Raw genomic sequence first — 23,543 nt, forward strand, 5'->3', positions numbered from 1 at the left:
CTCTCAGGGGCTAATTGAGCCCCCCCCCCTTCTAATTCGACTGAATGCTCACCACCACGTTGAAGCGCAGGTCGTGGTCGGTGCGGGCGTAGATTCCCGAGCTTTTGGGGATGAGCCGGCTGTAGGTGTACTCAAAATTGGCGCGGATGGTCTGGGAAAACTGGTAGCCTATTACCGCCGAACCGTTGATGCGAGACTGTCCCCCGGTAAAACTGCTGGCGTAGCCGTATGCATGAACATCCCGGTCAATATGTTGCGGCGGCTGCACCAGGGCATTGTCCAGGTCAGAGTCCAGGCGAAACTTCTGCTCGGTGTCCTCGATATAGCTGCCGTTGATGGTCACGTCCACCGCATTCCGGATGGTGGGAAAAAACGGCAGGCGCAGGTCACGGATGGTATAACCGAACGACATCGTCACACCCCGCGACAACCGCTCGATCACCGTGGTGTTGCTGAGCGACAGGCTGGTCAGCTTGCTGTACTCGTACTGGAAGTTGGTCCGCAGGTTGGAGTCCCAGGTGATGCTCAGTCCAACCAGGGGCGAAAAACTCTTCTGGATGTTGATGGTGTTGGGCTCGTAGCTCTGGCGGAAGTTTGTCACCGCGTACCGCCCCAGCGACAGGGCCGGCAGCTCGCCCGTGTCGGCGTTGAATTCCCAGCCCAGCCGGTAGCTCCCGCTGTAGCTGTGACTGAGGGAAGCGCGCGCCATAAAGTTCCCGAAGTAGGGAATATACCTTTCCAGTCCGCTCCAGGTCACCTGCCAGCCCGGCAGGGGCAGCGGCATGAAATCCTGTTTGCCGACGACTGACGAGCCCACCGAAAGGAAGGCGGTCCGGAAATCTTCCTCCAGCGACTTCCTCCCCATCACGATCCGCCCGTCCCTGTTGCCGGCGGCGTCGCTGAGGGTGTCTCCCTGCACGCCCAGGTCGTCGAAAGCCGTCTGCAGCTGCTTCCGGAAAAATTTCCCGTAGCCGCTTCCGAAATTCCAAACGCTGGAGCTCACATTGCCGCTTCGGGATTGCACGATGGAGGTGGATTCATCAGGATTCAACGTGATGCTGCGCGAGGAGGTGACGTCCCACTGCACGTTCCAGGTGAGATCGACGGTGAAGTTTTGGAAGGGTTCCCAGCGCGAATCGACATGCAGCTCGTCGTCGATGCGCTTGCTGGAAGGAATCTGGATGCTGCGGTCCTCGAAAGGGTTGTCGATGAGCTGAGCCAGTCCGATGCGGTCGCCGAAGCCGGTTCGGTAGGAGAAAGGCGGCGAATAGTTCTGCCCGGAATTTCGGAACATATGGAAAATCTGGGAGTCTCCGCCATAGCCCCGCTGCATGGCATTCTTGGATATGTTAAACGCGATCTCCACGTTCTGGATCCTGGTCCGCCCCGCCAGCAGCTCCTCCATATCGAAATCCAGCGACTGGTCCAGCGTCAGGTTGTTGGTCAGCGTGGAGCCCAGCCCGGAGCCGACCGGGGAGTTCTCCCACTGATAGCCTCCCCCGTAGTTGGCCGAATAGGAGACCCATTCGAGGGCCTCGATACGGTCCAGGCGCGGATCCCAGGCCGCCGTATACTGCTCTTCGTAGTCGTTGCGGCGCGAGCGCAGGGAGTCGAATACCAGATCCTCCAGCACGTCGAAGGAGGGGCGGACGCGGAACCGCGTGCTGTCGGCCTCGCCCGGCAGACCCGCCTGCTCGATGCCGGCCCGCGAAAGGTCGAACACCGTGCGCGTCTGGAAGCTGGTCTTGATGGAGGGCGTCAGATTGTAGCCGAAACCGAAACTGGTGGAATAGTTGAAGATATGCGACTGCTGCAGGGGCGGTGTGACGCCGGATGAGGCATTGTCCTGAAGCCGGCGGCGGCGCTCTTCGTACTCGCGGGTGATCCCGGCAGAGGCGTTCACCGAGGCGGGGGTGTAGCCCAGGCGAAGCCCGGCCAGCGGATGCAGCAGGGGGACGTCTCCCAGGAACCCGAAGGGCCGGAAAAGTTGCGTTTGGTCGAAGGAAATGCCGTAGTTCAGCGACCCGCTGTAGTTCCAGTTGTCGTTGAAGAGAAACTCGGGATTGCGCCGGCTACCGGTGTTGTAGACGTAGTTGAGGGTGGTGTTATCGAGGGTGGCGCGAGCCAGTTTGCTGCTGGAACCCTGCTTGCCCACATTGGAGAGACTCACCGAGTAACTCTCATTGAAGGTCTGTATTTCGTGCACTTTCTGGTCGATCAGGCGCTGCTTCTGTTCTTCGCCCAGATCGCGCGCGTTCACCGCCTCCCTGAACTCCGACAGGCGCACGTCGCCCTGGTTGGGCAGGTAGCGCGGGGTGGAGGTGGAGCGGCGCGTGGCCAGGCTGAGCGGGATGTTCCACCCGTAGCGCTCCGGCAGGAACTTGTCGATGCTGAAGGTGGAACTGAGGTCGTAGGACCAGACGTCGGACACCCGGCGCTGCCCCATCCGGGAGTCCAGCGCCCCGAAGCCGTCGGTCTCCCGCGCCACGTTGGCATTGAAGCGGGCGAAGTCGGCCACCTGCACCTCCATTTTGGCGTTGGCCGCCCAGCCGCGCTTGTTGTCAAAACCGGAGACGCGCAGCTCGTTCAGCCAGAACTCCGCGTCCAGGGAGCCCGTACCTCCGGCCTCCGGGTTTTGAGGGTTGTAGGGATTGCGTATGCCCATGCCGATCTCACCGATGCGGTCCAGGGAAGGGTTCCCCTTGACGGCAAGCACCGCACCCGGGGGCGCGTCGGGCAGCATGTCGGTGCTCTCGAAGATCTCGCCGGTGTTCATCTGCTGCTGGTCACGCAGCTGCTTGAGCCGGTTGAGGGCGCGCATGACCAGGTTCATGCTGTTCTCCTCGTAGAGCCAGACCTGCTCGGCCTCCTGCAGGCGCTCGCCCTCGGTGAGCTCGTCCAGCGGCTTCCGGGCATACCTGTAGTCTTCGTCGCTGGGGGTCACCGGCTGCCGGTACTCGTAGTAGTTGTTGGTCAGGTCCGTTCCAAAGCGCATGACCAGCTCCGCTTCGTCGCGCGAATCGTAGCCCTCCCCGTGCACAAACATGCGCAGGTTGGAGTAGTGGATCATATTCATGCCTCCCGGGTAGACCCGCTTGACCATCTTCAACTCGCCCGGTCCCAGTCCCCGCGCCTGAAGCACCAGCGACTGCTCGTTGGCAATGGTTTGCCGCTGGCGGCTTCGGTTGGTGGCGCGGATGGCGCCCTCGGGCTGGCGGTAGGGAATGGGGCGCCGGCGCGAGTTCTCCTCGATGTTGACCGAGGATATGCTGAAATCGGCCGTGCTGGGCTGCTCATTCGACACATTTTCGGCGGGGCGCCACTGGCTGCCCACCAGCTCAAAGGTGGCGAAGCGCATGGTAAAGGCCTGTTCGTAACCGGAGAACCAGAGGCGGATATAGGAGATGTTCTGGAAGTTCTCGATGTCGCCCACCCTCCGCATGAAATCCTCCAGGGGAATGCGCACCTGGTACCAGCGATCCTGCTGGTCCTCCGCCGGGATCTCGTCAACGATATAGGTGCCCGGACTGCCCGGCTCCAGCTCGCTGAAATCGGCGGGGTTCCAATCGATTTCGTACTGAAAGTAGGCGTTGTTCTGCTCCACATTGGAGGGGGTGATCAGCCCCTCGGAATCGGGGCGGTTGGTTACAGCCCGCTTCTCGGCGGTGTTGGGCGGGGTATTGCCGTCGTGAAAACCGTACATGCGGTGGAAGCGCTCGTGCAGCGGAAGTCCGCTCACCTCCTCCTCCCCGTAGTAGACGTAGTCGTCGTTGGAGGGATCCTCCAGCGCCTGCTGGAACTCGGGACTCTCGGTGCCCCAGGCCTGGCGCACCGACTCCAGAAAGGTGGCGAAGACGGCCTGCTCGTTGATACCGTCAAAACCCTCGCGGTTGGGCATGCCGTCCAGTCCCACGTCCTCCAACGCCCGCAGCTCGTTGGAAAACTGTCCCTCGGGGGGCGGCGGCGGACTCGGAATGTACGAGCGGGTCTGTCCCCCCAGGTTGTCGGGCTGCAGGTCGTCGGGCCGCTGCGCCAACCCGTCCTCGGAGTTGGTCTTGAAATTGGGCACGACGTCCTCCGATACCGTGCCGATGTCGATGTAGATCTTGCCTTCGTAATCTTCCAAATCCTGGGAGGTGGGCAACTCGGCGCCGGGCAGCACCGGCTGCACCCAGAATTCCAGGAACTCGATGTTGTTCTGGGTAAGGTCTTCCTGTCCGCTGGGAAGGGTGGTCACCATCCCGCCCCAGGTTCGATCCGGCTGGGCCTGCAGCAGCTGATGCAGGTTTTCGTTGTAATTATAGGAACCTCTGTGGGTGGGATCGTAGTGGATGTCGAGCGTGGTGATAAAATTCTCCTCGCTCAGCACGTCCCGGTTGGGGAAGACGTCGGTCACCGCCACAGGTTTTGACTCGGGGGTAAACTCGGTCCCCTCCAAAATCTCGGTGATGTTGCGGGGAATGGCGTACCAGGAAAACTGGCTGCGCAGGTCCGACCGGGCAATCTTGTCGGGGAGGTTGGTGGAAGGATTCACCCGGGTGGTGTCGTTAAAGAATTGCTGGTCCGGCCGGTAACCCGGCACGGCGGCGGGAGCGGCAGCCAGGCTCCAGCGCGAGGGATTCATGAAGGAGAGCCCTATATCGGCCCCCTCGAAATCATCGATAAAAACCAGCCCGTTCTCCTCGTCCTCGAAGAGCCGGTTGTTGCGGATGGCGTCCTCCACCGCGTTGGTCTGGGAGACGTCGGGGCGGAGCTGCGCAAACTCCCCGCTCAGGCTGATGCTCGAGGTGGCGGTGGTCTGCAGCAGGGGCACCTGGTCGAGGGCGCGGGTGAGCCACGGCAGCTCTCCCTGAGCGGTGGCGTCAAAGCCTATGGCCGTATTGTTCACCGGCTCGTTGCCGATGCGGATCTTGTCCTGCAGCGGCTTCTCCTTGAGTTTGAGGTAGGTGCCGCCGATGCTCACGCCCGGTGCCAGGGTATATTCGGCCCGCAGTCCCGTGAAGCCCTTCTGCTCAATCTGGGCGAACTGGTTGTTCTCGTACTCGATGCGGATTTCCTGTCCCCGTTGCAGGTAACGGTCGTTGAGGATGGTGATCGAGCCGATGGAGTAGTCCACCACGTAGTCGGTGCCCTCCTGCAGGCGGGTGCCGTTGGCGTAGACCTCCACGGAACCCTCCACCAGGGAGATACCCAGGGAGTAGGAGTCGGACACGCTCCCCTTGGCCTGCCCCTCGATGCGGTAGAAGCTGTTCTTGGAGACCTGCTCGGCGTTCACCTTTTTCTCCTCGTAGAGCTCGGTGAAGGCGAGGTCGCTCACCCGGTCGGGCGGCTGTCCGCTCTCCTGCAGCAGTTCGGCGATGCGCGAACCGAAGGGCTCCAGGTAGGGAAAGATGACAGTGCCCTCCACCGGGTTGAGGGTGCCCGTGCTGAAATCCACCTGGTTGTCCGGGGCCGTGGCGCCCTGCCGGTCCACGCGGTCCAGTCCCAGGTCCTGCAGCAGGATGGAGCTGCGCCCGGGCAGGGAGCTGCTGGGCACGTTCTGCTCGGTGAACTTGATGTCAAGCTCCAGTCCGTCGGCCGTCAGGTTCTGCACGCCCGTGGAGTAGACATTCTTGAGCATCAGGTCCCACGCCGCGTTGGAGGTGGTCACGTTCTGGGGACGGACAAGTTTCAGAAACAGGCGGCTGCTGCCCCCCTGGCTGACGTCACCCACGCTCACCGTCTGACCCGTCTGCGGGTCCACATACTTGAAGGACACCGCCACGGCCTGCCGGGAGTTGAGGCTGCGGTTGACCGAGATGAAGCCCAGCGAGCGGTGCACCTCGTAGTCGGTGCCCTCCTGCAGGGGAATGAAATAACCCTCGGTAAACTCGTCCGGGTCCACCCCGAAATCCGCCGCCGAGACCCCCGTGGAAGGATTCCGGTACGGGTTGAGCAGCGACTCCGGGAAGGCGTCCCGCGCCTCGTCCGGCGGCAGGTAGCTCCCGTCCGGACCCTGCCGCACGCCCAGGTCCACCATAGCGATGGCCTGGCGCTCGCCCTCGCTGGCCTGGCTCGACTGGCGCAGCATCCAGACGTTGATTTCGGAAAGCTGAAGGGCCTGTCCCAATTGCTGGGGATCGGACATGTTCTGCTCGAACTGCTGCCGCGGGAAAAAGTCGATGAAAAAGTGGGTGTCGTTTTCGTAGTTGGCCGGCCGGATGGAGATCTCCTGCTCCTGGGCACCGCCGGTGATGGTCTCCGTGCGCCCCTGCCCTTCCTGCTGGGAGAGCACGCTGGTGAGGCGCAGGGCACCCAGCTGGGCGGTGGATTTGACCCCGAAAAGCGCGCTGCCGCCCCGCATGAGGGAATTGCCCGTTTCCATGGAGACGTTCCCCATCTCGATGGACTGCAGGATCTCATCCTCGTAGCCCTGGTAGCGTATCGACAGGCGGTTCATGAAATCGAAGGGCCGCTCGGTGTCCCAGTCCGTCGCAATGGTGAGCTTGTCGCCTATGGTCCCCTGGATATTGAGCTGCAGATCCTGCTCAAAGGTGGGATCCACCTGCGTCTGCTGGTCGGGGGGAACTTCGGGGTTCTCCGTGGTGGAAATGGAGGCGCCCACGTTCAGGTTGGCCGTCCCGTTGATGCTCAGGTCTACCGTCGGCCGCCCGAAGATGGTGGAGAAAGCCGATTGCTCGCCTGCCGGCAGGTCAAACTGGAAATCCAGGAGTCCCCCGCCCTCCTGCGTCTGCTCGGTGTAGGCGGCGATCAGCTCCTGCCAGTTGCTCCGTTTGGCCTCCTCGAAGGAACGCATCTCAAACTCGTCGAAGGTCATCCGGTAGGGATCGCTCAGAGCCAGTTCGCCCAGCCATCGGCGGCTGGAATAGTAGCCGAGCGAATCGCGCGTGATGCGGGTCTCCTCCCCCGGCAGCCTGACGTACCAGAGCGCGGGCGGCCAGACGGGAAAGGGACGCGCCAGGAACCAGGGCTCCGGGAAGTCCGGAAGGCGCCAGTCGGTGGTGTCGCCCGCAGCATACTGCCAGGGGAGCGCGAAAAGAGGGAGCGCGGGACCCGAGAGGCCGACCGCGGCCTGCACGGAGTCAGCCTGCGATGTGTCGGCCACCGCCGTGCTGTCCTCCTGCGCCTGCGCCTCGAGGGAGGCCAGCAGAAAGAGGCAGACGCCGATTACCCAGGAGTAGTAAGCGGGTACGTTGAGCTGCACGAAACCGTTTTTCTTACGTTAGGCGTTGCTATAACAGAGAATCAGGTCGTAGCAGTGTTCGATACGCAGCTCCTGTAGTGCGAAATGAGTGTTTATGCTGAACCCAGATAGCCTCCGGCGCCGTTTGGGCCGAATGGGGGGCTATTTTCCCCGGAACTGCCAGTATAACGCTAAAAACTTACTGTTGAAAGGGGGCCACGTTTTGTTATATAGGCGCAGTGGCCTAATTTAGCCCCTACGCAAGCATTACCTATGAGACTCATACCCAACAAACTGCAGCGGGACGTCCTCCGGAGCCACATCGGACCCTTCCTGTTCTGTTTCTTTACGCTGATGTTCCTGCTGCTGATGCAGTTCCTGGTACTGTATATCAACGATCTGATCGGCAAGGGATTGCCGCTGGGGGTCGTCGTAGAGCTCATCCTGACCAACCTGGCGTACATGGTGGTGCTCGCCTCACCCATGGCCACCCTGGTGGCCTGCCTGATGGCGTTCGGAAAACTTACCGAGCACAACGAGCTCACCGCCCTGCGCGCAGCCGGCGTAAACCCCTTCCGGGTCATGGTGCCCGTGCTGGCCGCCTCCGTGCTGCTCTGCGGGTTCCTGGTCTGGTTCGGCAACGGCTTGCTGCCCGACGCCAACCAGAAGGCCAAGACGCTATTCATCGACATCCAGATGAAACAGCCCTCCTTCGAGCTGGAGGAAGACCAGTTCTACGAGGGCGTCGAGGGGTATACCTTTCTGGTAGACGAGATCGAGTCGCAGGAAGACTCCCTCTATAATATCACCTTGTACCAGGAACAGACCCGAAGGAAGAACAAGGCCATCATACGGGCCCAAAAGGGACAACTGCAAAGCAATCCTGACAGCCAAACGGCCACGCTCATGCTTCGCGACGGCCACGTCCTGCGATATTTGACGCGGATTGACGATGGCGAGCCGCAGGAAGTGCTGGAGAAGACCAACTTTCACCGGTACAGGATCAGCTTCGACCTGTCGGCGCTGGCGTTTTCACGCTCCAACCCAGATGACCAGGCGCGCCATGAGCGTACCATGAATATGCAATCGATGCGCATGGTGGTCGACTCCCTGCGGGACGACATCGCCCAGGAAAAGGAGCGTCTCTGGCAACATACCCCCTTCACTTCCGCCGAACCACAGGAACCGGCTGAATCAGGAGAACCCGCTGAATTGGACCGTGCTTCGAACGACCCTTCCGACACCGGGTTCGATATTCGCGGCCCGACTACCCGGCAGGGAGACTCCGGTTCAGAATCTGCCGCGGACAGGCCCCGGCTGCTGGAAGTAAACCTGGAGGCCTCCGAGCAGCCCCCCCCGGTGCAGAGCTCCTACCTGGTGCTCAACGAGCTGGACAACGCCACCTCCCAGCGCAACCTGCGGGACATGGCCCTGAACGCGCTGCGCGACTACAAGGGCACCTACGACAACGTCATCGTGAACACCGACTGGCGCAAAACACGCGTGGCGCGCTACCTGGTGGAGATCCACAAGAAACTCTCCATCCCGGTGGCCTGCATCATCTTTGTGCTGCTGGGAGCGCCCGTGGGCATGTACTCGCGCAAGGGCAACCTGGGCTACGCCGCCCTCATCGGGACGGTGTTTCTCACCTTCTACTGGATCTCGATAATCCAGGGCGAGAAACTGGCCGACCGGCTGTTCATATCTCCCTTCTGGGGCATGTGGTTCGGCAACATCGTGCTGGGCACCATCGGGCTCTACCTGACGCTGCGGGTCAGCACCTCCTTCCGGCTCTCGCGGATGGTGCCCGAGCGCTACCGTGTGCCGGCGGGCGACCTGCTGCCGGCGGGACTCATGGAGTCGTTCTGGAAACTGCTGCCGGGACCCGCCGGATCAAGCTCGCCCCCTCCACCCGACGAGAGGTCCTCCGATGATTAAGAAGTTCGACCGCCATATCTTCGGGCGCCTGACGGGTATCACCCTTTTCGTGCTGGGCGTGCTCATCTTCGTGTTCATCATCTTCGACTTTTCCGAGCACAGCGACGAGTTCACCGACCGCGGCGCCACCATGGGACAGATCTTCGGGACCTACTACCTGAACTACATCCCCGAAATGTTCCGCCTGGTCATGCCCATGGCCGTCTTTGTGGCCGTACTCTACCTCACCGGACAGCTCTCCGAGCGGCTGGAGATCATCGCCCTCAAGGCCGCCGGGGTGAGCCTCTACCGCCTGCTGGCCCCCTACCTGGTCTTCGCCTTCCTGGTGGCCGGCGCCATGTTCTACCTGGACGGCTGGGTGATCCCCGACGCCAACGCCAAGCGCATCGCCTTCGAGAGCCGCTACCTTACCGACAAGTCGCAGCGGGTGGACCGCAACCAGATCTACCGGCAGGAATCCGAAAACGCCCTCTACCGGATCAATTACTTTAATGCCAACGAACAGGTGGGCTATACCATCGAGGTGGTCAACTACGCGGGCGACTCCCTGCAGTCCCTCACCACTATCGACCGCATGCGCTGGGCGGAAGGCCGGGAACAGTGGGTGATGTACAATATCCAAAAGCGGGTCTTCGACTCTACGGGCTTCACCGATTTCCAGACTGACTCGGCCGACACCACGCTCAATATTCTGCCGCGAGACATCACGCGGACCACCTCAGACATCTACCAGCTCACCTACCCCGAGGCGCAGAACTACATCGCCTCCATTGAGCGCAGCGGGGCCGGCAGCGTAGGCCTGCCCAAGATCCAGTACTACGGGAGGCTGGCCTATCCCCTCTCGGTGATCGTGATCACCATCGTGGGCTTCTCCATCGCGGCTGTTCGCAGGAAAGGCGGAAAGGCCATGTACATCGCGGCCGGGCTGGCCATCGCCATCATCTACCTGGTGTTCATGAAGATCATGGAACCGGTAGGCAGCAAGGGAGCGGTGGACCCGGCCATCGCGGCTTTATTGCCGCACCTGAGCTTCTTTGTGGTGGGGATGGGACTGCTGATCAGCGCACGAAAATAAGGCAGCTCCAATGCCAAGCCGCCTCCCTCCTATTTCGCCGCACTAAAACTCTTCGGAAACCCAGTCGAGTTGCCCGGGTCGGTCGCCGGTATACTGCATCTTGTTGTCACGGTCGCTCACGTCGAAGTAGACCTCGTTCCAGCCCTGATTCAGCTCCACGTCCACCGCGGCAGACGAACACGTCACATCCACGCTCACGTCCTCGCTGGCGTAGATCCACCGCGCCTGGTGGTCCCCGTCCGTGTCGCTCTGGGGAGGATAAACATTCCCGTTGGGCGAACCCGAGGACAGGGCGATCTGCATGACGTTGGTGTCCTCCCCGTAGGTAAAGTTGAACAGGTTCACATCCACAAACTGCGGCGAGCCGTCAAGGGCCTGGGCCGCCTCGTCGCGGCAGTACATGCCCACAAAATCGTCCGAGGAGTCATCCCCCAGGGGTTTCAAGGCATCCTCGATGGCACTCTCGCCCAGGAATTCCGCCGAAAAACTGCCGTCGGCCTGGATGGAGCCCTCGATCAGGTCCACAAAGTCCTCCTTCTGGTAGAGCTCCTGCTCGCTGTCGCTGGGGTTGTTGACCGACCCTTCAACCGTGAGAGGACCCGAAGGCGGTCCCCCGTCGTCAGAATCGTCGTTGCCCGCCGGGTTGTCGCTGCAGGCCGTCGCCAGCAGTCCGGCCGAAAGGATCAATACCAGCATTGCGGTGGGTATGCGACGCGCGTGTTGGGTCAAAGGCATGAAAAGGGCTCTCTTGGGGTTAAACCGAGAAAATTAATTACCTAATATAGAGCAATAGCGGCCCGGAAATGCAAATGCGGTCTCAATCGGCGCCCCGGAAAAGAACGGCTGAGGTCAACCGAACGACCCAAAAAGCGTCAGCTCACCGAGTAGTTGGGGCTCTCCTTGGTGATCTGCACCGAGTGGGGATGACTCTCCTTGTAGGCCGCGGCCGAGATCTGCACGAATTCCGCCTGCTGCAGTGCGGCGATATCGGCGGCGCCGCAGTAGCCCATGGCGGCCTGCAGCCCGCCGATCATCTGGTAGACCACCTCGCCCAGGTGGCCCTTGTAGGGGACGCGTCCCTCGATGCCCTCGGGCACCAGCTTCTTGATGTCGTCCTCCACGTCCTGGAAGTAGCGGTCCTTGGACCCCTCCTCCATGGCGCCCAGGCTGCCCATGCCGCGGTAGGACTTGTACTTGCGCGATTCGTAGATGATGGTCTCGCCCGGCGCCTCGTCCACCCCGGCAAACATCGATCCCATCATCACCGCGTGCGCCCCGCCGGCGATGGCCTTGGGGATGTCCCCCGTCTGCTTGATGCCGCCGTCCGCAATCAGTCCGATACCGTTGGCGTGGCAGTACTCCGCCACTTCCATCACGGCGCTGAGCTGGGGCACGCCCACGCCCGTCACCACGCGCGTGGTACAGATGGAACCGGGTCCCACGCCCACCTTCACGATGTCCGCGCCCGCCTCGTCCAGCGCTTCCGCGCCGCCACGCGTGGCCACGTTGCCCGCGATAAGATTCAGGTCGGGATGGCGCTCCTTCACCGATCGCACCATGTCCAGCACCCCGCTGGAGTGACCGTGCGCGGTGTCGATGGTGATCACATCCACCCCGGAATCCACCAGGGCGTCCACACGGTCGTGCGTGTCAGGCGTCACGCCCACCGCAGCGCCCACCCGCAGGCGACCCATGTCGTCCTTGCAGGCGTTGGGGAAATTCATCTTCTTCTCGATGTCCTTGAAGGTGATCAGCCCCACCAGCCTGTGGCTGTCGTCCACGATGGGCAGCTTCTCCACCTTGTGTTCCTGCAGGACCTTCTCCGCCTCCTCCAGGGTGGTGCCCTCCCGCGCGGTCACCAGGTTTTCGGAGGTCATGATGGAACTCAGTTTCTTGTCCACGTACCGCTCAAAACGCAGGTCCCGGTTGGTCACGATGCCGATGAGCGTATTGTCGGACTTGACGATGGGGATCCCGCCGATCTTGTGCTTTTTCATCAGGGAGCGGGCCTCCTTGACCGTGGAATCCTTTGGGAGGGTAATGGGATCGACGATCATGCCGCTCTCGCTCCGCTTCACCAGGCGCACCTGCTCCGCCTGGCTTTCGATGCTCATGTTCTTGTGGAGCATGGCGATGCCCCCCTCCCGCGCCAGCGCGATGGCCAGGCGATACTCCGAGACGGTATCCATGGCCGCGCTGATGACCGGAATGTTCAGCCGCAGGTTGGGCGCCAGGTCCACGCTGGTATCCACGTTGCGAGGAAGGGTTTCCGAGTAGGCCGGCACGAGCAGAACGTCGTCGTAGGTGAGGCCCTGCCGGGTAATGCGATCGAAGGGAGAGGAGTTGTTCATTGCGTAGCTCAAAAAGGTCAGGTTCCCATTTGAGCTAAGATAAAAAATTTGCGGGGGAGGTGCTTAACGGGATTTGCTAAATATTCGGTTGTCGGAGCTCTTCGCCAATTGTGGGTTAAGATATGCGGATAGCAGGACCGGTTTACGTGATCGCTGGACAATTCATATGAATAAACTCCGGTAGTTATGTCAAAATATTATATCAAGATATTATGCCTCCAAATCGGTGTGCTCACGTACCCTATCGCTAACTGACAGGCACTCCAGTTGCTTGATAAACCATTATCGACTACGTTACTTGATGTAAGACTAGGTTAGGTATTTTTATTTTCAATAGCGGCTTTTATTCCCCTATTAATTGATTGTAAAAAAATTGACCTGTCCTGTTCTTTGTTAAAGTGGAATGAAATTTTCTGTTTGAATCCACCCCTCCAATTCAATATAAAGTTCTCCAAACAATTCTTTTGAAAATCCAGTCGATAAGTTTTGTTAGACCATCAAATTCAAATATAATCTCCTCATCACTTTCATTTATTTTTTCCAATATATTATCTTTTTAATTTTGCACCAAGTGCCCGTGGCCGTAAATTTTTGCCATGTTCTTTTAATTCAATCCGCATAATTAAACTATTTGATGGTCTTCTAAATAACTTTCAACACTTGTTGAACTTATAATATCATTAAAAGGTAGTTCAACACTTGCATTAATTTTAAAATTGACTAAAGTCCCCGTCATAAAAACTACCTCGCCCGAGGGTACTTATAACCATTTTCATTAATTTCTATACTTCTGCCTGAACTCCATATAGCAATTTCTCCGTTGTTTGATTTAGTAAGTTCTAGCACTAAAAAGTCCGAATCCTGGACTGTATATTTGGGGTGCCCTGTAACCTCGTCTTGGATTGCTATTTTTAAAGCTTCTTTTGCTCCTAAGCCTGCATATTTATCTTTTTTTTCTTCTTAGTCTTTCATGAATCCCTTGTCCAAGATCTCAGTATTGCTACCTCCACTCCAGTTTTATATGAGAATGCTGTTAAATAAACTGGTTTTGGATAAGAATCTGAATAATAACATTTATAGCCATGGGTACCGGCATTATCCCATATCTACAGTTATCATATAATCTATAGCTGCAAAAGCTGATTCTGTAGAGTCAGTTCTGTCTTTGACTTGCCTCATTATTTCTTGCTGCACCGCCAAGCATTCATCATAGAGTATCACATCTTTGTTTTAATTTTACTGTATAATCAGTTAAGTTCTTCACATACTCATCTTCATACAGTTCCTCTACGTTTAGTAAACCAAATATCTGTAAAAACTTCGTTAGCTTATTCTTTTTCTTTGTATCGAATTATGATTTTTAAATCATTATTTTGTTCCCTTAATAAATCTGAAAAACTTGAAACAACTAAAGCACCTGCAGGTGTTATATATTTGCAAATTAGAGAAAGTCAAAAATCAACCTGTCATATTTTTTCACCTTGCCCTTAAAAGTTCTTAACTCATCAAAGAAATCGCTAATCTTCTTATATGATAGATATGTGGGTACTGCAATTTTAAAATCCATTAAATAATTAGCCAATTCTTCTCACCGAAACATAAGAAAAAATACCTAACCCCTTTATAAAGGAATTTGTCGAGCAGCTAGTACTCAACTACGGTATAAGTTCACTTCATTTCATTAATCTTGTTCTCGAACCTATTGCTGGCATCCGGTTCCGTTGATCAAGTTCGGATTACCTGCTGGTATCCGGACCCCTTTACGGGCTGGGTCTTTGTCAATGGGCAAAGACTGCCGCATTAAAAAAATGCGGCCGTGCCAGAATCTTCCGCCGGCCAGCGAACCGATGTCCCAATCCCGCGCACGGGTTTTAATACCCCTCTTAGGCGTACGGGCTTATCGGCTGGGGCCAGCAGGTTTGTGAGGCTGCCCGCACGGGCTGCCCCTTATATCCCCTCATATTTTTAGTATTAACATGAATAGCATTAGTTTTTATGCCAATGTTATGTTTAATTCCCTAGCACTTGAACAGAACGATCTTAATAAATCGACATTTGAAATATGGCAAGATGTACAGCGCCTGTAAGAGGGCATCGAACAGCTAGTGCGGCGGCAGCCTGTCCAGCCTGTGGAGGACGCTATCGCAGGTACAATTCTCACTCACATTATTCTTCATATAGTAGTAGCTCTAGAAGCACAGGGGCTGGAAGTAGAAATTATGGGGGTGGGAACACAAGAAATGGAAAACCAAAATGGTCTAGCCCTAGTTCAAATATCTATTATACACCAGCCGAGATTCGGACATTAACACCTATTCGTGAAAATATTGAAAAACGCTCAACTATACCTGACCTTCGCGACGTTTTTCTTTGTCACGCATGGGATGACCGAAAAGATGCTGCGAAGGAATTACACGATTTACTTGATTCCAATGGAGTATCAGTATGGTTTAGCGAAAAGGATGTTTTGCTAGGTTCGTCATTACTTCGAAGAAATCGACAAAGGCTTGGCTAATTCGCGTGTTGGCATAGTACTGGTTACGCCATCTTTTCTGAATCCAGTAAAAAAGGAAGGTATTGCTGATAAGGAACTTTCGGCACTTTTAAGCACGTGATCGTACTTGTTCCTATTGTTCATAAAACAACATTCGAAGAACTTCGTGAAGTTAGCCCTTTACTCGGCTCAAGAAGCGGTCTGAGTACATTGGAAGAATCATTGGTGGATATTGCCTTTAAATTAGCCGAGTTGGTAGAAGTTGAAGAAGAATCTGCTTAAACTGTATTAGCTAAGATTTCATCTGACAGTCGGGGTGGTTTTAGGCGTATCCATCCAGGCGTCCCTCCTGCGTGGTAAACGGTTCCTGTGGAGTGCCTCCCTCTCCTGCCGAGAACTCATCATTAGATGAAGGTAGTGTTACCTATCAGCAATAGTGTACCACCTGTTCTCACTAAAAATGTACCACCCAAGTGCTGGTGAATGAGCGACTATTACGTAGAGCCGAATCTGCACCCGTGCTTTTGTCTGTGAGATTCAAGGATAAATACCAGCCACGACAATTAGACTCCCCACCGGTCTGGGTCCAGTTGGTGCCCTGGTGCCCGAGCCGTTGCCCGGCAAGTGCCCGTTAATTTCATCGATGCATAAACAGGGTCTGCAGCCACTATTTGGGGATTGCCCATCCAGGTCCTTACCGGCCGCCGTTGGGCAGGGACCTCTTCTTGGGTGAATATTGAGACCTCCCCTTATGTTCTGCTGTAGGCCGGTACCCCTTCATCTCTGCCCGTGCGAAACAAGGCGCATTAACCGCACCAGCCCTTGCTTTTCCGGGTAGATTCTACCAGATTCGAATTTCAATCACGGCTCAATGGTCCAACGGCCGGGCCGGTTACGCGCTACCACATTATAGGATCTTACCGATTTCATAACTTGTAGTTAGTTTTTGTTGTAACTTTTTCTTTATGTCTTGCATCTAAAGAGTGTACAATAAGAATACTCACTCAAAAGATTCTCTTATGGAATTAATTTTACTCACTATTCTGGCCATCGCTTTTATTACAGCCATCTTTCTAACCTGGTTTTTTATTCATAAATCGAAGCAAGAAGAACGCCAGTTACTCATCGAAAAAGGTGTTGATCTTTCAGAATTACCAGAAAGAGGGATATTAAATTTCAATTTTCCGTGGCTGAAAATAGGATGTGTCTTAACAATAGGTTCTATCGGTTTGTTAATCGGAGTAATCTTGCAAGATACGATAGTAAAAGGAGGCGGTGAGCCCCTGCTGGGCATGTTAATATTTGGAGGCATCGGAATGATTGCTGCACATTTTATTGGTAATCGTAATTAGAAGTCTTTGAAAATGTGTGACTCATACATTCAAAAAGTGCTTGATGGAGATACCGATGCATTCCGATTTATCATAAAACAATATCAAGATGAAGCATATTCGCTTGCTATATCCGTAGTGAAAGATGAGTTTCTCGCAAAAGATGTGGCTCAAAATGCTTTTATAAAAGCTTATACCAAACTTGATACGTTCAAATGGAATTCAAGATTCTCCACTTGGTTGGTAAGAATCGTTATCAATGAAGCCTTTATTCAACTACGAAAACAAAAGAGGCAAACGAAGATTGCAGAGGGAATCTTGAAACAACCAACCGATCCACCATCAATTTATCTTCTGAAAAAATTGAAAAAGATAACCAGCGTTATTACATCAATGAAGCTTTAAAACAAATTCCTGCAAAGTATAGCCTGGCCTTGCGGTTGTTTTATCTTCAGGATTATAGCATCAAGGAAATCAAAGAAATTACGGGTTGGTCTATTTCTAATACGAAAGTCATTTTGTATCGTGCCAGAAATAAGGTAAAAACGCTTCTTGGTGAAATCTATAATATTGATAAAGAAGAATTGTACTAATGAAGCAATCAGACAAAGATCCATCTTTCAAAGAGTTGATGTCCCAAAGCAAACTGGAAATGCCATTCCCAGACTTTGGAGATGAGGTAATATTACAGATAAAAAAGCAAGAAGAGCATAAAAAATCTTTATCACGCCATCTAAAAGTATCGTGGTTATCATTCTTTGCGGGAACTATTTTGGGAATTGTTTTGACCATACAGCTATTTCAGCTAAGAATGGAAGGCTTGGGAATAAGTTCAGGAATGATAGAACTCATATTCCAAATAGTATTCTCAGTATTTGTGATACTTAGCTTGGACTTATTAATACGATTTTCTATGGAAATATGGCCTGAAGAATTATTCAATATTAAGTCATTGAAAATTCCATTTTTGAATAATAAAAGTTAAAACTTGAATATTAAGTAACAGCAACGCATGGCCCTATAACCCGCACATTAAGGGGGACGTACCTCGCCCTTCCTTGCCAATTTTTACATCCTCAATTTCTGTAGTACATTTTGTTATTAAATTGACGTTAGTCTGCACACCCCTTATGCGCAATGTCGTTAAGTGGCCACTTGAAACGACTCGAAAGTATAAACTATGAGAATTAAATCAATAGACCTGACGGACTATCCTCCCATTGGTAAGTTCAAAATCGAAAACTTGGGAAGCACCATAATTATTGCGGGTGCTAATGGATCCGGAAAAACGAGACTGAAGGAGGCTATCGTTCAGACAATACAAGGGAAGCCAGTTATGGATATGACTATAGAAGCTACCCGACCTGATGAAGAGGAAGAGAAATACTTTGGATCTCACGAGATTAGTGTCACTAAAGGGGTGAATAATGATAAGTTGAAAAACTATTTCAGGAGTCGGAGCTTTGGCCGAGGGCGTTATGTCGGTTCACTCGTTCAGATAGATTCTAATAGGAGTGTTGAGAATGTGAACTATTCTGCTGTGAACTGGCTAGGGGGAGATCCGGACGATCAGGAGACAGCGTCGAATTTTTACTTTTCGGCATTCCGTACAAGGTGGCAAGATTTCGTCAACTACATCCACCAAAAAACAGCAGCTCGCGGGAAGAAAATATCTGATGCCGTAATATCTGATCCTTCAAAGACTGGTGAAGAGGTGATTGCACTTCATCCAAATCCACTTGACAAGTACAAGAAAATATTTCGGGAAGCACTACCTGGAAAGGAACTACTGGACATAGACCCAAAGAGCCCCTCGTGATTTTCGATACTCAGATTCATCTGGACAAGAGCTTAATTTCCAGACGTTGAGCTCTGGAGAGAAGGAGATCATTAAGGTTCTATTCGATGTCGCCAGAAAAGACATACGCCATTCAATTGTGATTGTCGATGAGCCAGAGCTTCACCTCCACCCGACCCTTACGTTTCAATTAGTCGAGTCCCTGAAAAGTCTCGGCGATCAGTACAAATCAATTCATATTTCTCACACACTCATCAGATTTAATAACCACATACTTCTCAACCGGAGATGTGTATTTCATAGATTCAGAAAATGATGGTACTAACCAAGCACATCGTCTGCTTGACCTAGTCGAGCAACACCACGAAATTGTACCCTTAATTGGGCAGAACATCGGCTTGTTCGCCGTCGGAAAGAAAATTGTATTCGTTGAGGGTGAGCATTCAAGCATAGATCGGCTTGCCTACCAGAAAATAGCTCAAAAAGTTGATAGCGAGATTCGGGTAGTACCTGCTGGTTCTGTTCTGAATGTATTCGCGCTAAGTCAGATTGAACGTCAGATTCGAACAGCCATTTATGTGGTATTGAGTTGTATATGGTTAGGGACCGAGACGGGTTATCTGATGATCAGGTCAGTAAACTCGAGGAGAACGGGCGAATCCGTTGCCTCAAAAGGCGACACATTGAAAATTATTTTCTCGACCCAGAAGTGCTAGCCGCGGTCGCGCAACGACTCTACATTAATAAGAGACATCCAGATGTCAATCGAGAGAGTGGATCGATCAATGTATCCAAGAGATAGTGCAAGAGTCAATAGGGTACACACTCTACAAAACCGTATGTGAGAACCTATCTATGAATTATTCTATCCAGACATCCTAAGATATCTGATCTTCATAAAAAGACCTTAGATGATATCCGAACAGAGTTGCACAAGGGCGTTCTTGAGGGTGTACGGGGTGTTGCCGACTCGTTAGATGATGCCAGTGTAAGTAGCTGGTTAGAGACTGAGTCGATGAACTTACAGCGCATGGTTGACGATGGTACATGGGTAAAGGGTTTCCACGGCAAGTACATCTTTAATCGTGTATGCAGTGAGGTCATGAGAGAGGATGCGATTCGAGTTAGGCACGCCTACGTTGACATAGCGCTCGAGCAATATCCGAATAAGATATCAGATCTGAATTGACATATATAACCAAATGTAAGTCACTTTATAATATTTAAGCCGAATGAAGTACGATGGTCTAAGTACGAAAACAGTGGCCACATAACCGTATATATGGCCTCCAATGTCAAGGGCAATAGCATTCCCTGCAAGAAAGGGAAGTCCTTTCTCCCCGTTTCAGATTCGACCCTTTTCTATCGACACTGTTCTGCAGGTATTTTTCAATTTGGGATGGCAGCCACATGACTGCACCAAACATATATAGAGGTTCGACGGAAACGGGCGGAATTCATTCCACATCCCGTTCTCCGGTCCTGCTTATTGCGGTGACGACCATAGAGAATATTACGTTCCCTGAACCCGGATGATCACGCGGATGGCTATGGGCAGATGTCTCCGCCTATTCCAGTTATGGGACATCTCGGAGCAGGGGCAGCACATGCCGATTTCACCGGCAGCGAGCGAGCTGACGGGAATCGAATCAAATCCAAGGGCAACTACCGCATCCAACGGGGCGCCAGAGGTCGGCTTTTGGGCTTAGCCAGTCATTGAAGTGATCGAGCTGGTCGTTACAGAGCGGTAACTGGTCAAAAGCTCTCGCCTGGGTGCCTCAGTTATACGTCGGGCTTGCGGCAGCGCCCCATTCATACAGCTTTCCTGGTTGGGTGTTTTAATCCAGAAACGTGTATTCATTAAATGGTTCGGATCGTTTGAGCATGTAGTAGACGGCCGTGCCCAGACGTTTGGCCAGGATCGTAAGGCAGGCTTCGGCTTCAGCCATGCCGGCAGATCAGCCTGTCGGTAGTACCGCCCGGCAAGATCATTGCGCCCCGCACATATAACAGCGCGGCTTCTGAGAAGGCCCAACGCAACTGCGCATTGCCGATGCGTCCGCCCGTGCTGCCATAAGACCTTCCCGGCCGAGGACTTTCTGCCCCTTTACCAAACGGGCGTAGGAGCAGAACTCTCCGCGAGAGGGAAACCGCCGGATGTCGTGAATCTCATAGAGCATCGTCAGCGCCAGTACATCACCGACTCCCCGGATGCTTCGCAGAAGGTGCAAACTGGTCGGTCGTGTCCCTCTGGCCAGCCGCAGGATCTGGCTGTCCAAGGCCTTGATGAGAGGATCGTAGTGGTCGATCATTTGAAGGTCGGCCTCCACGATAAAGCCGGACGACGGGATCCGGGACATGCCCGACGATATCTTTACCCCGGCGGTGATGGGAACGCGACAGGGTGCCCAACGCGGGCAGGTTGTAGCCGACCGGCGTGGTATTCTGGACATGGGCCAGCAGTTCGGCCCGTTTGCGCACAAAATGCGTGCGCCGGCGCATCAGATCCCGGGCCGGTCGCATACGGGCCGGATAATAATAGGCGAGGGAAATTGCCGCCCCGCAGCAGCCGCGCAATTTTCAGTGAAGTCGATGCGGTCGTTCTTCGTCTTCACCCCATGAATGGGGATCTCATGTAGAGAGCATGACCCAGTACAAATTCGATCCCCTCCCGATCACACAGATCGGCCAGCCAATACCAGCAAAAAAATACACTCCACGCCTACCAACAGCCCTTCCCGGTATGGGGTAATGGCAGCCAGAAACCAGTCCGGATGGCATGGCATGTTTTTGTGATAGACCGTTTGTCCCTCTTGGTTCAGGATACATACGTACATGGTCCTCTGCAGCTGCAGATGCCCACTTGACTGCGCGGGAATCGCTTCGCTCGGAGCGCAGTAAAATAGATGTTGTTTAAGGTATACGTTCATGGCTTTCCTCTTTGGTTTTATTGAGGTTGTCCAGAACCCTGATCTGACGATTCCGAGAGGAGGCCGGTGAACAATATCAAGGCGCATTAACCGGACCGGACGGAAATTTGCTTTTGCCGGTCGGATCTGCCAGATTGGAATCTACGCGCCTGGCTACAGCTTCACTGAACCGGCCGGTTATGCGCTACCACGTTATACTCAATTTTTCATATCTATAGCAAAATTTCACTATTAAACTACTTCTCTAAGGATGACACGTACTGTCACAAATAACAATTACATTATTAAAACAAGACTAGAAATCAGTGACTAAAAACTGCAAATATGTCTAAAATTAATACGATTCAAAATAAGATACTTGAATTAAGCGGAGGACGATTTCAAGAAGTCGGCCGATTTGTATCTGAAAGCCAAAGGATATCAACATATCAATAGTATTGGTTCAGTTTATGGCAAAGACAAAACTAGATCCGGTACACCAGATTCATTTATCTCACTTCCTGAATGGGAAGTATGTTTTTGCAGAGCACACTAACGAATGAATCCCGCTATTTGTTCAACAAGTTGAAGGATGATATAAACAAATGTCTTGATGTTGAAAAACATGGTATATCCGTAGAAAAAATTGAAAAAATCCTTCTTGTTATACCGGAAGGTTAGCTCCGAAATGAAGAAAGTGAGCTTAAGAGAATTAGCGCATTCAAGGGGAGTATTTTATACGATCTATTTAATCTTGAGGAAATCTCAGAATGATCTCTACTCACTTTTTTCCAAAAATTGCCAAAGATGAGCTTGGGATTAAGATTGATACCGGTCAGCATAGTTCAGCCAGCCGATTTCATTAAAATCCATGAGGATTCCAAGTATTTCAACTCCTCTGAGTTTAGACCTTCAGTTTAGAGAGACTGAAAAGATAATGCACTAAAGAAATTGGCTGATCACGATCTTTTGATTTTATCCGGTCCGGCTGGCGTGGGAAAACAAGATTGGCGTCCAAGTAGCAAAAGATTTCAAATCTGGCAACTCCGATTTCAATCTATGGTGCATATTCAAAAGAACAGCAGATCTTTGGGAGGATATACAGGATTATTTTTCATCTCCTGGTAAATATTCGATTATCGTTGATGATGCCAATCGGATTAACAGTTTTTCATATGTGGTAGATTTTCTCAAGCATGCAAGTCCAAACCATGATATCAAAATTATTGCCACAGTCAGAGACTATGCATTATCAAAAGTAAAAAATGAGGCCTATCTGGAGGTGGACTTAGATGAATTAAACATAAAACCACTCACAGATGATCAAATAAAAGAGATTGTAAAAGTACAGTTTGAAATTTCGATAAATCATCTTTTTCTCGATCGTATAGTTCAGATTGCAAAAAGGTAATCCGAGACTGGCCGTAATGGCTGCGTGATGTTTGCAAGAAAAGAGGATTCCATTTCGGCAATTAGCGATGTATCTGAACCATATATGATCAAATATTTCAAGTCCGGTCCACGATGATATTTTCAATGATGCGAATCTCAATGGTAAGACAGATTTGAGTAGTCAAATTTTGTTAAAAACTTGCATCTATTATTTCTTTTTTCAAAGCCGTTGACCGTGAGAATGAAGAAATGATGAGCCTGATTGAGCAAGTGTTAGGCATTTCTAAAAAATGAGTTTTGGGAAGCAGCGTTATTTCTTCATGAGACCGAGTTTGTCTGACATGTATGAAAATATCGTTCGCATGTCTGATCAGGTACTTGGAACATATTTCTTTTATCTATGCTTATTTAAAAAGAACTTAATTGAATTTGGTATGCGATCTCAATCATACCTTTCCTCAGTTTAAACATAGAATTGTTGATTCGTTAAATCCCTGACTTCTAAGTTCATTTGATCATCGCTCAAATTTTTGAATCAATTAAACCAGTAGTAAGCACACGTATTAACCATTTTCGGAAAAGAAGGCGATACAGGAAGTGTACATGATTTGATTGGAAACATTTTGGTTTGTAAATGAAACAGAAACGCTTCTTTTTGCAAAATCATTAATCGAAGAGACAACTTCTGAAAGGATCTGATTGATCAAGTTCAGTTTACTATCGACAAGAACTGGACCTCCTGACCGATCCAAGTCCTATCCTTATTGAAACCTTTTTCGAACGCTGAGCCCCGAAAACATTTGGAATTGCTATAGACCTAATTCTGGACTGATGCCGAAAAAAAGCCCTTCTGAAGTGCCAAAGATATTGGGTGTTTTAACTCGAGATTTTGGATTTAAACTGCACTCCTATAGAAGAAGGTTTGAGGTTCAGGAATTGGTAGTCGAAAAATTAATCCAAAGAATATCCAAGGGAGAGGATCTTTTTAGATACACCTTTCTTGCTGTGAGCCGGTCTATTTTTAAAAACGCAGTTTGAATCATCTGGAATGAAAAAGACAATCGAACTGTAC

General features: G+C 52.5%; 11 protein-coding genes and 1 pseudogene. 8 read left to right on the forward strand and 4 right to left on the reverse strand.

Annotated features, from left to right (window positions below):
• Positions 1 to 31 precede the first annotated feature (31 nt).
• Positions 32 to 7,204, reverse strand: a complete 7,173-nt coding sequence (gene sprA, locus U5K31_12130) for a cell surface protein SprA (protein ID MDZ7773470.1) — start codon at positions 7,202 to 7,204, stop codon at positions 32 to 34.
• Between the two features lie 252 nt (positions 7,205 to 7,456).
• On the opposite strand from sprA, the gene U5K31_12135 reads away from it, so the two are divergent.
• Positions 7,457 to 9,121 carry an LptF/LptG family permease gene (locus U5K31_12135; GenBank protein ID MDZ7773471.1) on the forward strand — a complete coding sequence of 555 codons (1,665 nt, stop codon included), beginning with the start codon at positions 7,457 to 7,459 and terminating at the stop codon, positions 9,119 to 9,121.
• On the forward strand, positions 9,114 to 10,196 hold the full coding sequence (locus tag U5K31_12140; GenBank protein ID MDZ7773472.1) for an LptF/LptG family permease: 1,083 nt from the start codon (positions 9,114 to 9,116) through the stop codon (positions 10,194 to 10,196). Before U5K31_12135 ends, U5K31_12140 begins: the two co-directional genes overlap by 8 nt.
• Before the next feature lie 42 nt (positions 10,197 to 10,238).
• Here U5K31_12140 and U5K31_12145 read toward each other — a convergent pair whose 3' ends face one another.
• The gene (locus tag U5K31_12145) at positions 10,239 to 10,931 is read right to left on the reverse strand and encodes a hypothetical protein (protein ID MDZ7773473.1); all 693 of its coding nucleotides are present in this window, start codon (positions 10,929 to 10,931) and stop codon (positions 10,239 to 10,241) included.
• A 137-nt stretch (positions 10,932 to 11,068) separates the two neighbouring features.
• A complete protein-coding gene (gene guaB, locus U5K31_12150) occupies positions 11,069 to 12,547 on the reverse strand; it encodes an IMP dehydrogenase (protein MDZ7773474.1) in 1,479 nt (492 codons plus the stop codon).
• A gap of 2,611 nt (positions 12,548 to 15,158) precedes the next feature.
• On the opposite strand from guaB, the gene U5K31_12155 reads away from it, so the two are divergent.
• The 5 genes from U5K31_12155 to U5K31_12175 all read left to right on the forward strand — a co-directional run bounded on the left by U5K31_12155 (position 15,159) and on the right by U5K31_12175 (position 18,191).
• The gene (locus U5K31_12155; GenBank protein ID MDZ7773475.1) at positions 15,159 to 15,323 is read left to right on the forward strand and encodes a hypothetical protein; all 165 of its coding nucleotides are present in this window, start codon (positions 15,159 to 15,161) and stop codon (positions 15,321 to 15,323) included.
• A 737-nt stretch (positions 15,324 to 16,060) separates the two neighbouring features.
• On the forward strand, positions 16,061 to 16,393 hold the full coding sequence (locus U5K31_12160; GenBank protein MDZ7773476.1) for a DUF6249 domain-containing protein: 333 nt from the start codon (positions 16,061 to 16,063) through the stop codon (positions 16,391 to 16,393).
• 36 nt (positions 16,394 to 16,429) lie between these two features.
• Positions 16,430 to 16,777 carry a sigma-70 family RNA polymerase sigma factor gene (locus U5K31_12165; GenBank protein ID MDZ7773477.1) on the forward strand — a complete coding sequence of 116 codons (348 nt, stop codon included), beginning with the start codon at positions 16,430 to 16,432 and terminating at the stop codon, positions 16,775 to 16,777.
• A 187-nt stretch (positions 16,778 to 16,964) separates the two neighbouring features.
• Positions 16,965 to 17,357, forward strand: coding sequence for a hypothetical protein (locus tag U5K31_12170; protein ID MDZ7773478.1), 393 nt, complete (start codon positions 16,965 to 16,967; stop codon positions 17,355 to 17,357).
• Between the two features lie 195 nt (positions 17,358 to 17,552).
• Positions 17,553 to 18,191: a hypothetical protein gene (locus U5K31_12175; protein ID MDZ7773479.1), complete on the forward strand. Its 639-nt coding sequence runs from the start codon at positions 17,553 to 17,555 to the stop codon at positions 18,189 to 18,191.
• Positions 18,192 to 20,008: 1,817 nt separating this feature from the next.
• On the opposite strand, the pseudogene U5K31_12180 reads toward U5K31_12175, so the two are convergent.
• Positions 20,009 to 21,100, reverse strand: a pseudogene (locus U5K31_12180) (transposase).
• A 1,156-nt stretch (positions 21,101 to 22,256) separates the two neighbouring features.
• Here U5K31_12180 and U5K31_12185 point away from each other — a divergent pair.
• Positions 22,257 to 22,490, forward strand: a complete 234-nt coding sequence (locus tag U5K31_12185) for a hypothetical protein (GenBank protein ID MDZ7773480.1) — start codon at positions 22,257 to 22,259, stop codon at positions 22,488 to 22,490.
• The last annotated feature ends 1,053 nt before the right edge of the window (positions 22,491 to 23,543 follow it).

The organism is Balneolaceae bacterium, assembly GCA_034521445.1.
Classification (GTDB): Bacteria; Bacteroidota; Rhodothermia; order Balneolales; family Balneolaceae; genus JAXHMM01.

What these genes read in the sequence shown, in the direction of transcription:
- U5K31_12170 (MDZ7773478.1), top strand. Translation starts at nt 16,965, where the DNA reads ATGAAGCAATCAGACAAAGATCCATCTTTCAAAGAGTTGATGTCCCAA.
- U5K31_12160 (MDZ7773476.1), top strand. Translation starts at nt 16,061, where the DNA reads ATGGAATTAATTTTACTCACTATTCTGGCCATCGCTTTTATTACAGCC.
- U5K31_12145 (MDZ7773473.1), bottom strand. Translation starts at nt 10,931, where the DNA reads ATGCCTTTGACCCAACACGCGCGTCGCATACCCACCGCAATGCTGGTA.
- U5K31_12140 (MDZ7773472.1), top strand. Translation starts at nt 9,114, where the DNA reads ATGATTAAGAAGTTCGACCGCCATATCTTCGGGCGCCTGACGGGTATC.
- U5K31_12175 (MDZ7773479.1), top strand. Translation starts at nt 17,553, where the DNA reads ATGAGAATTAAATCAATAGACCTGACGGACTATCCTCCCATTGGTAAG.
- U5K31_12135 (MDZ7773471.1), top strand. Translation starts at nt 7,457, where the DNA reads ATGAGACTCATACCCAACAAACTGCAGCGGGACGTCCTCCGGAGCCAC.
- guaB (MDZ7773474.1), bottom strand. Translation starts at nt 12,547, where the DNA reads ATGAACAACTCCTCTCCCTTCGATCGCATTACCCGGCAGGGCCTCACC.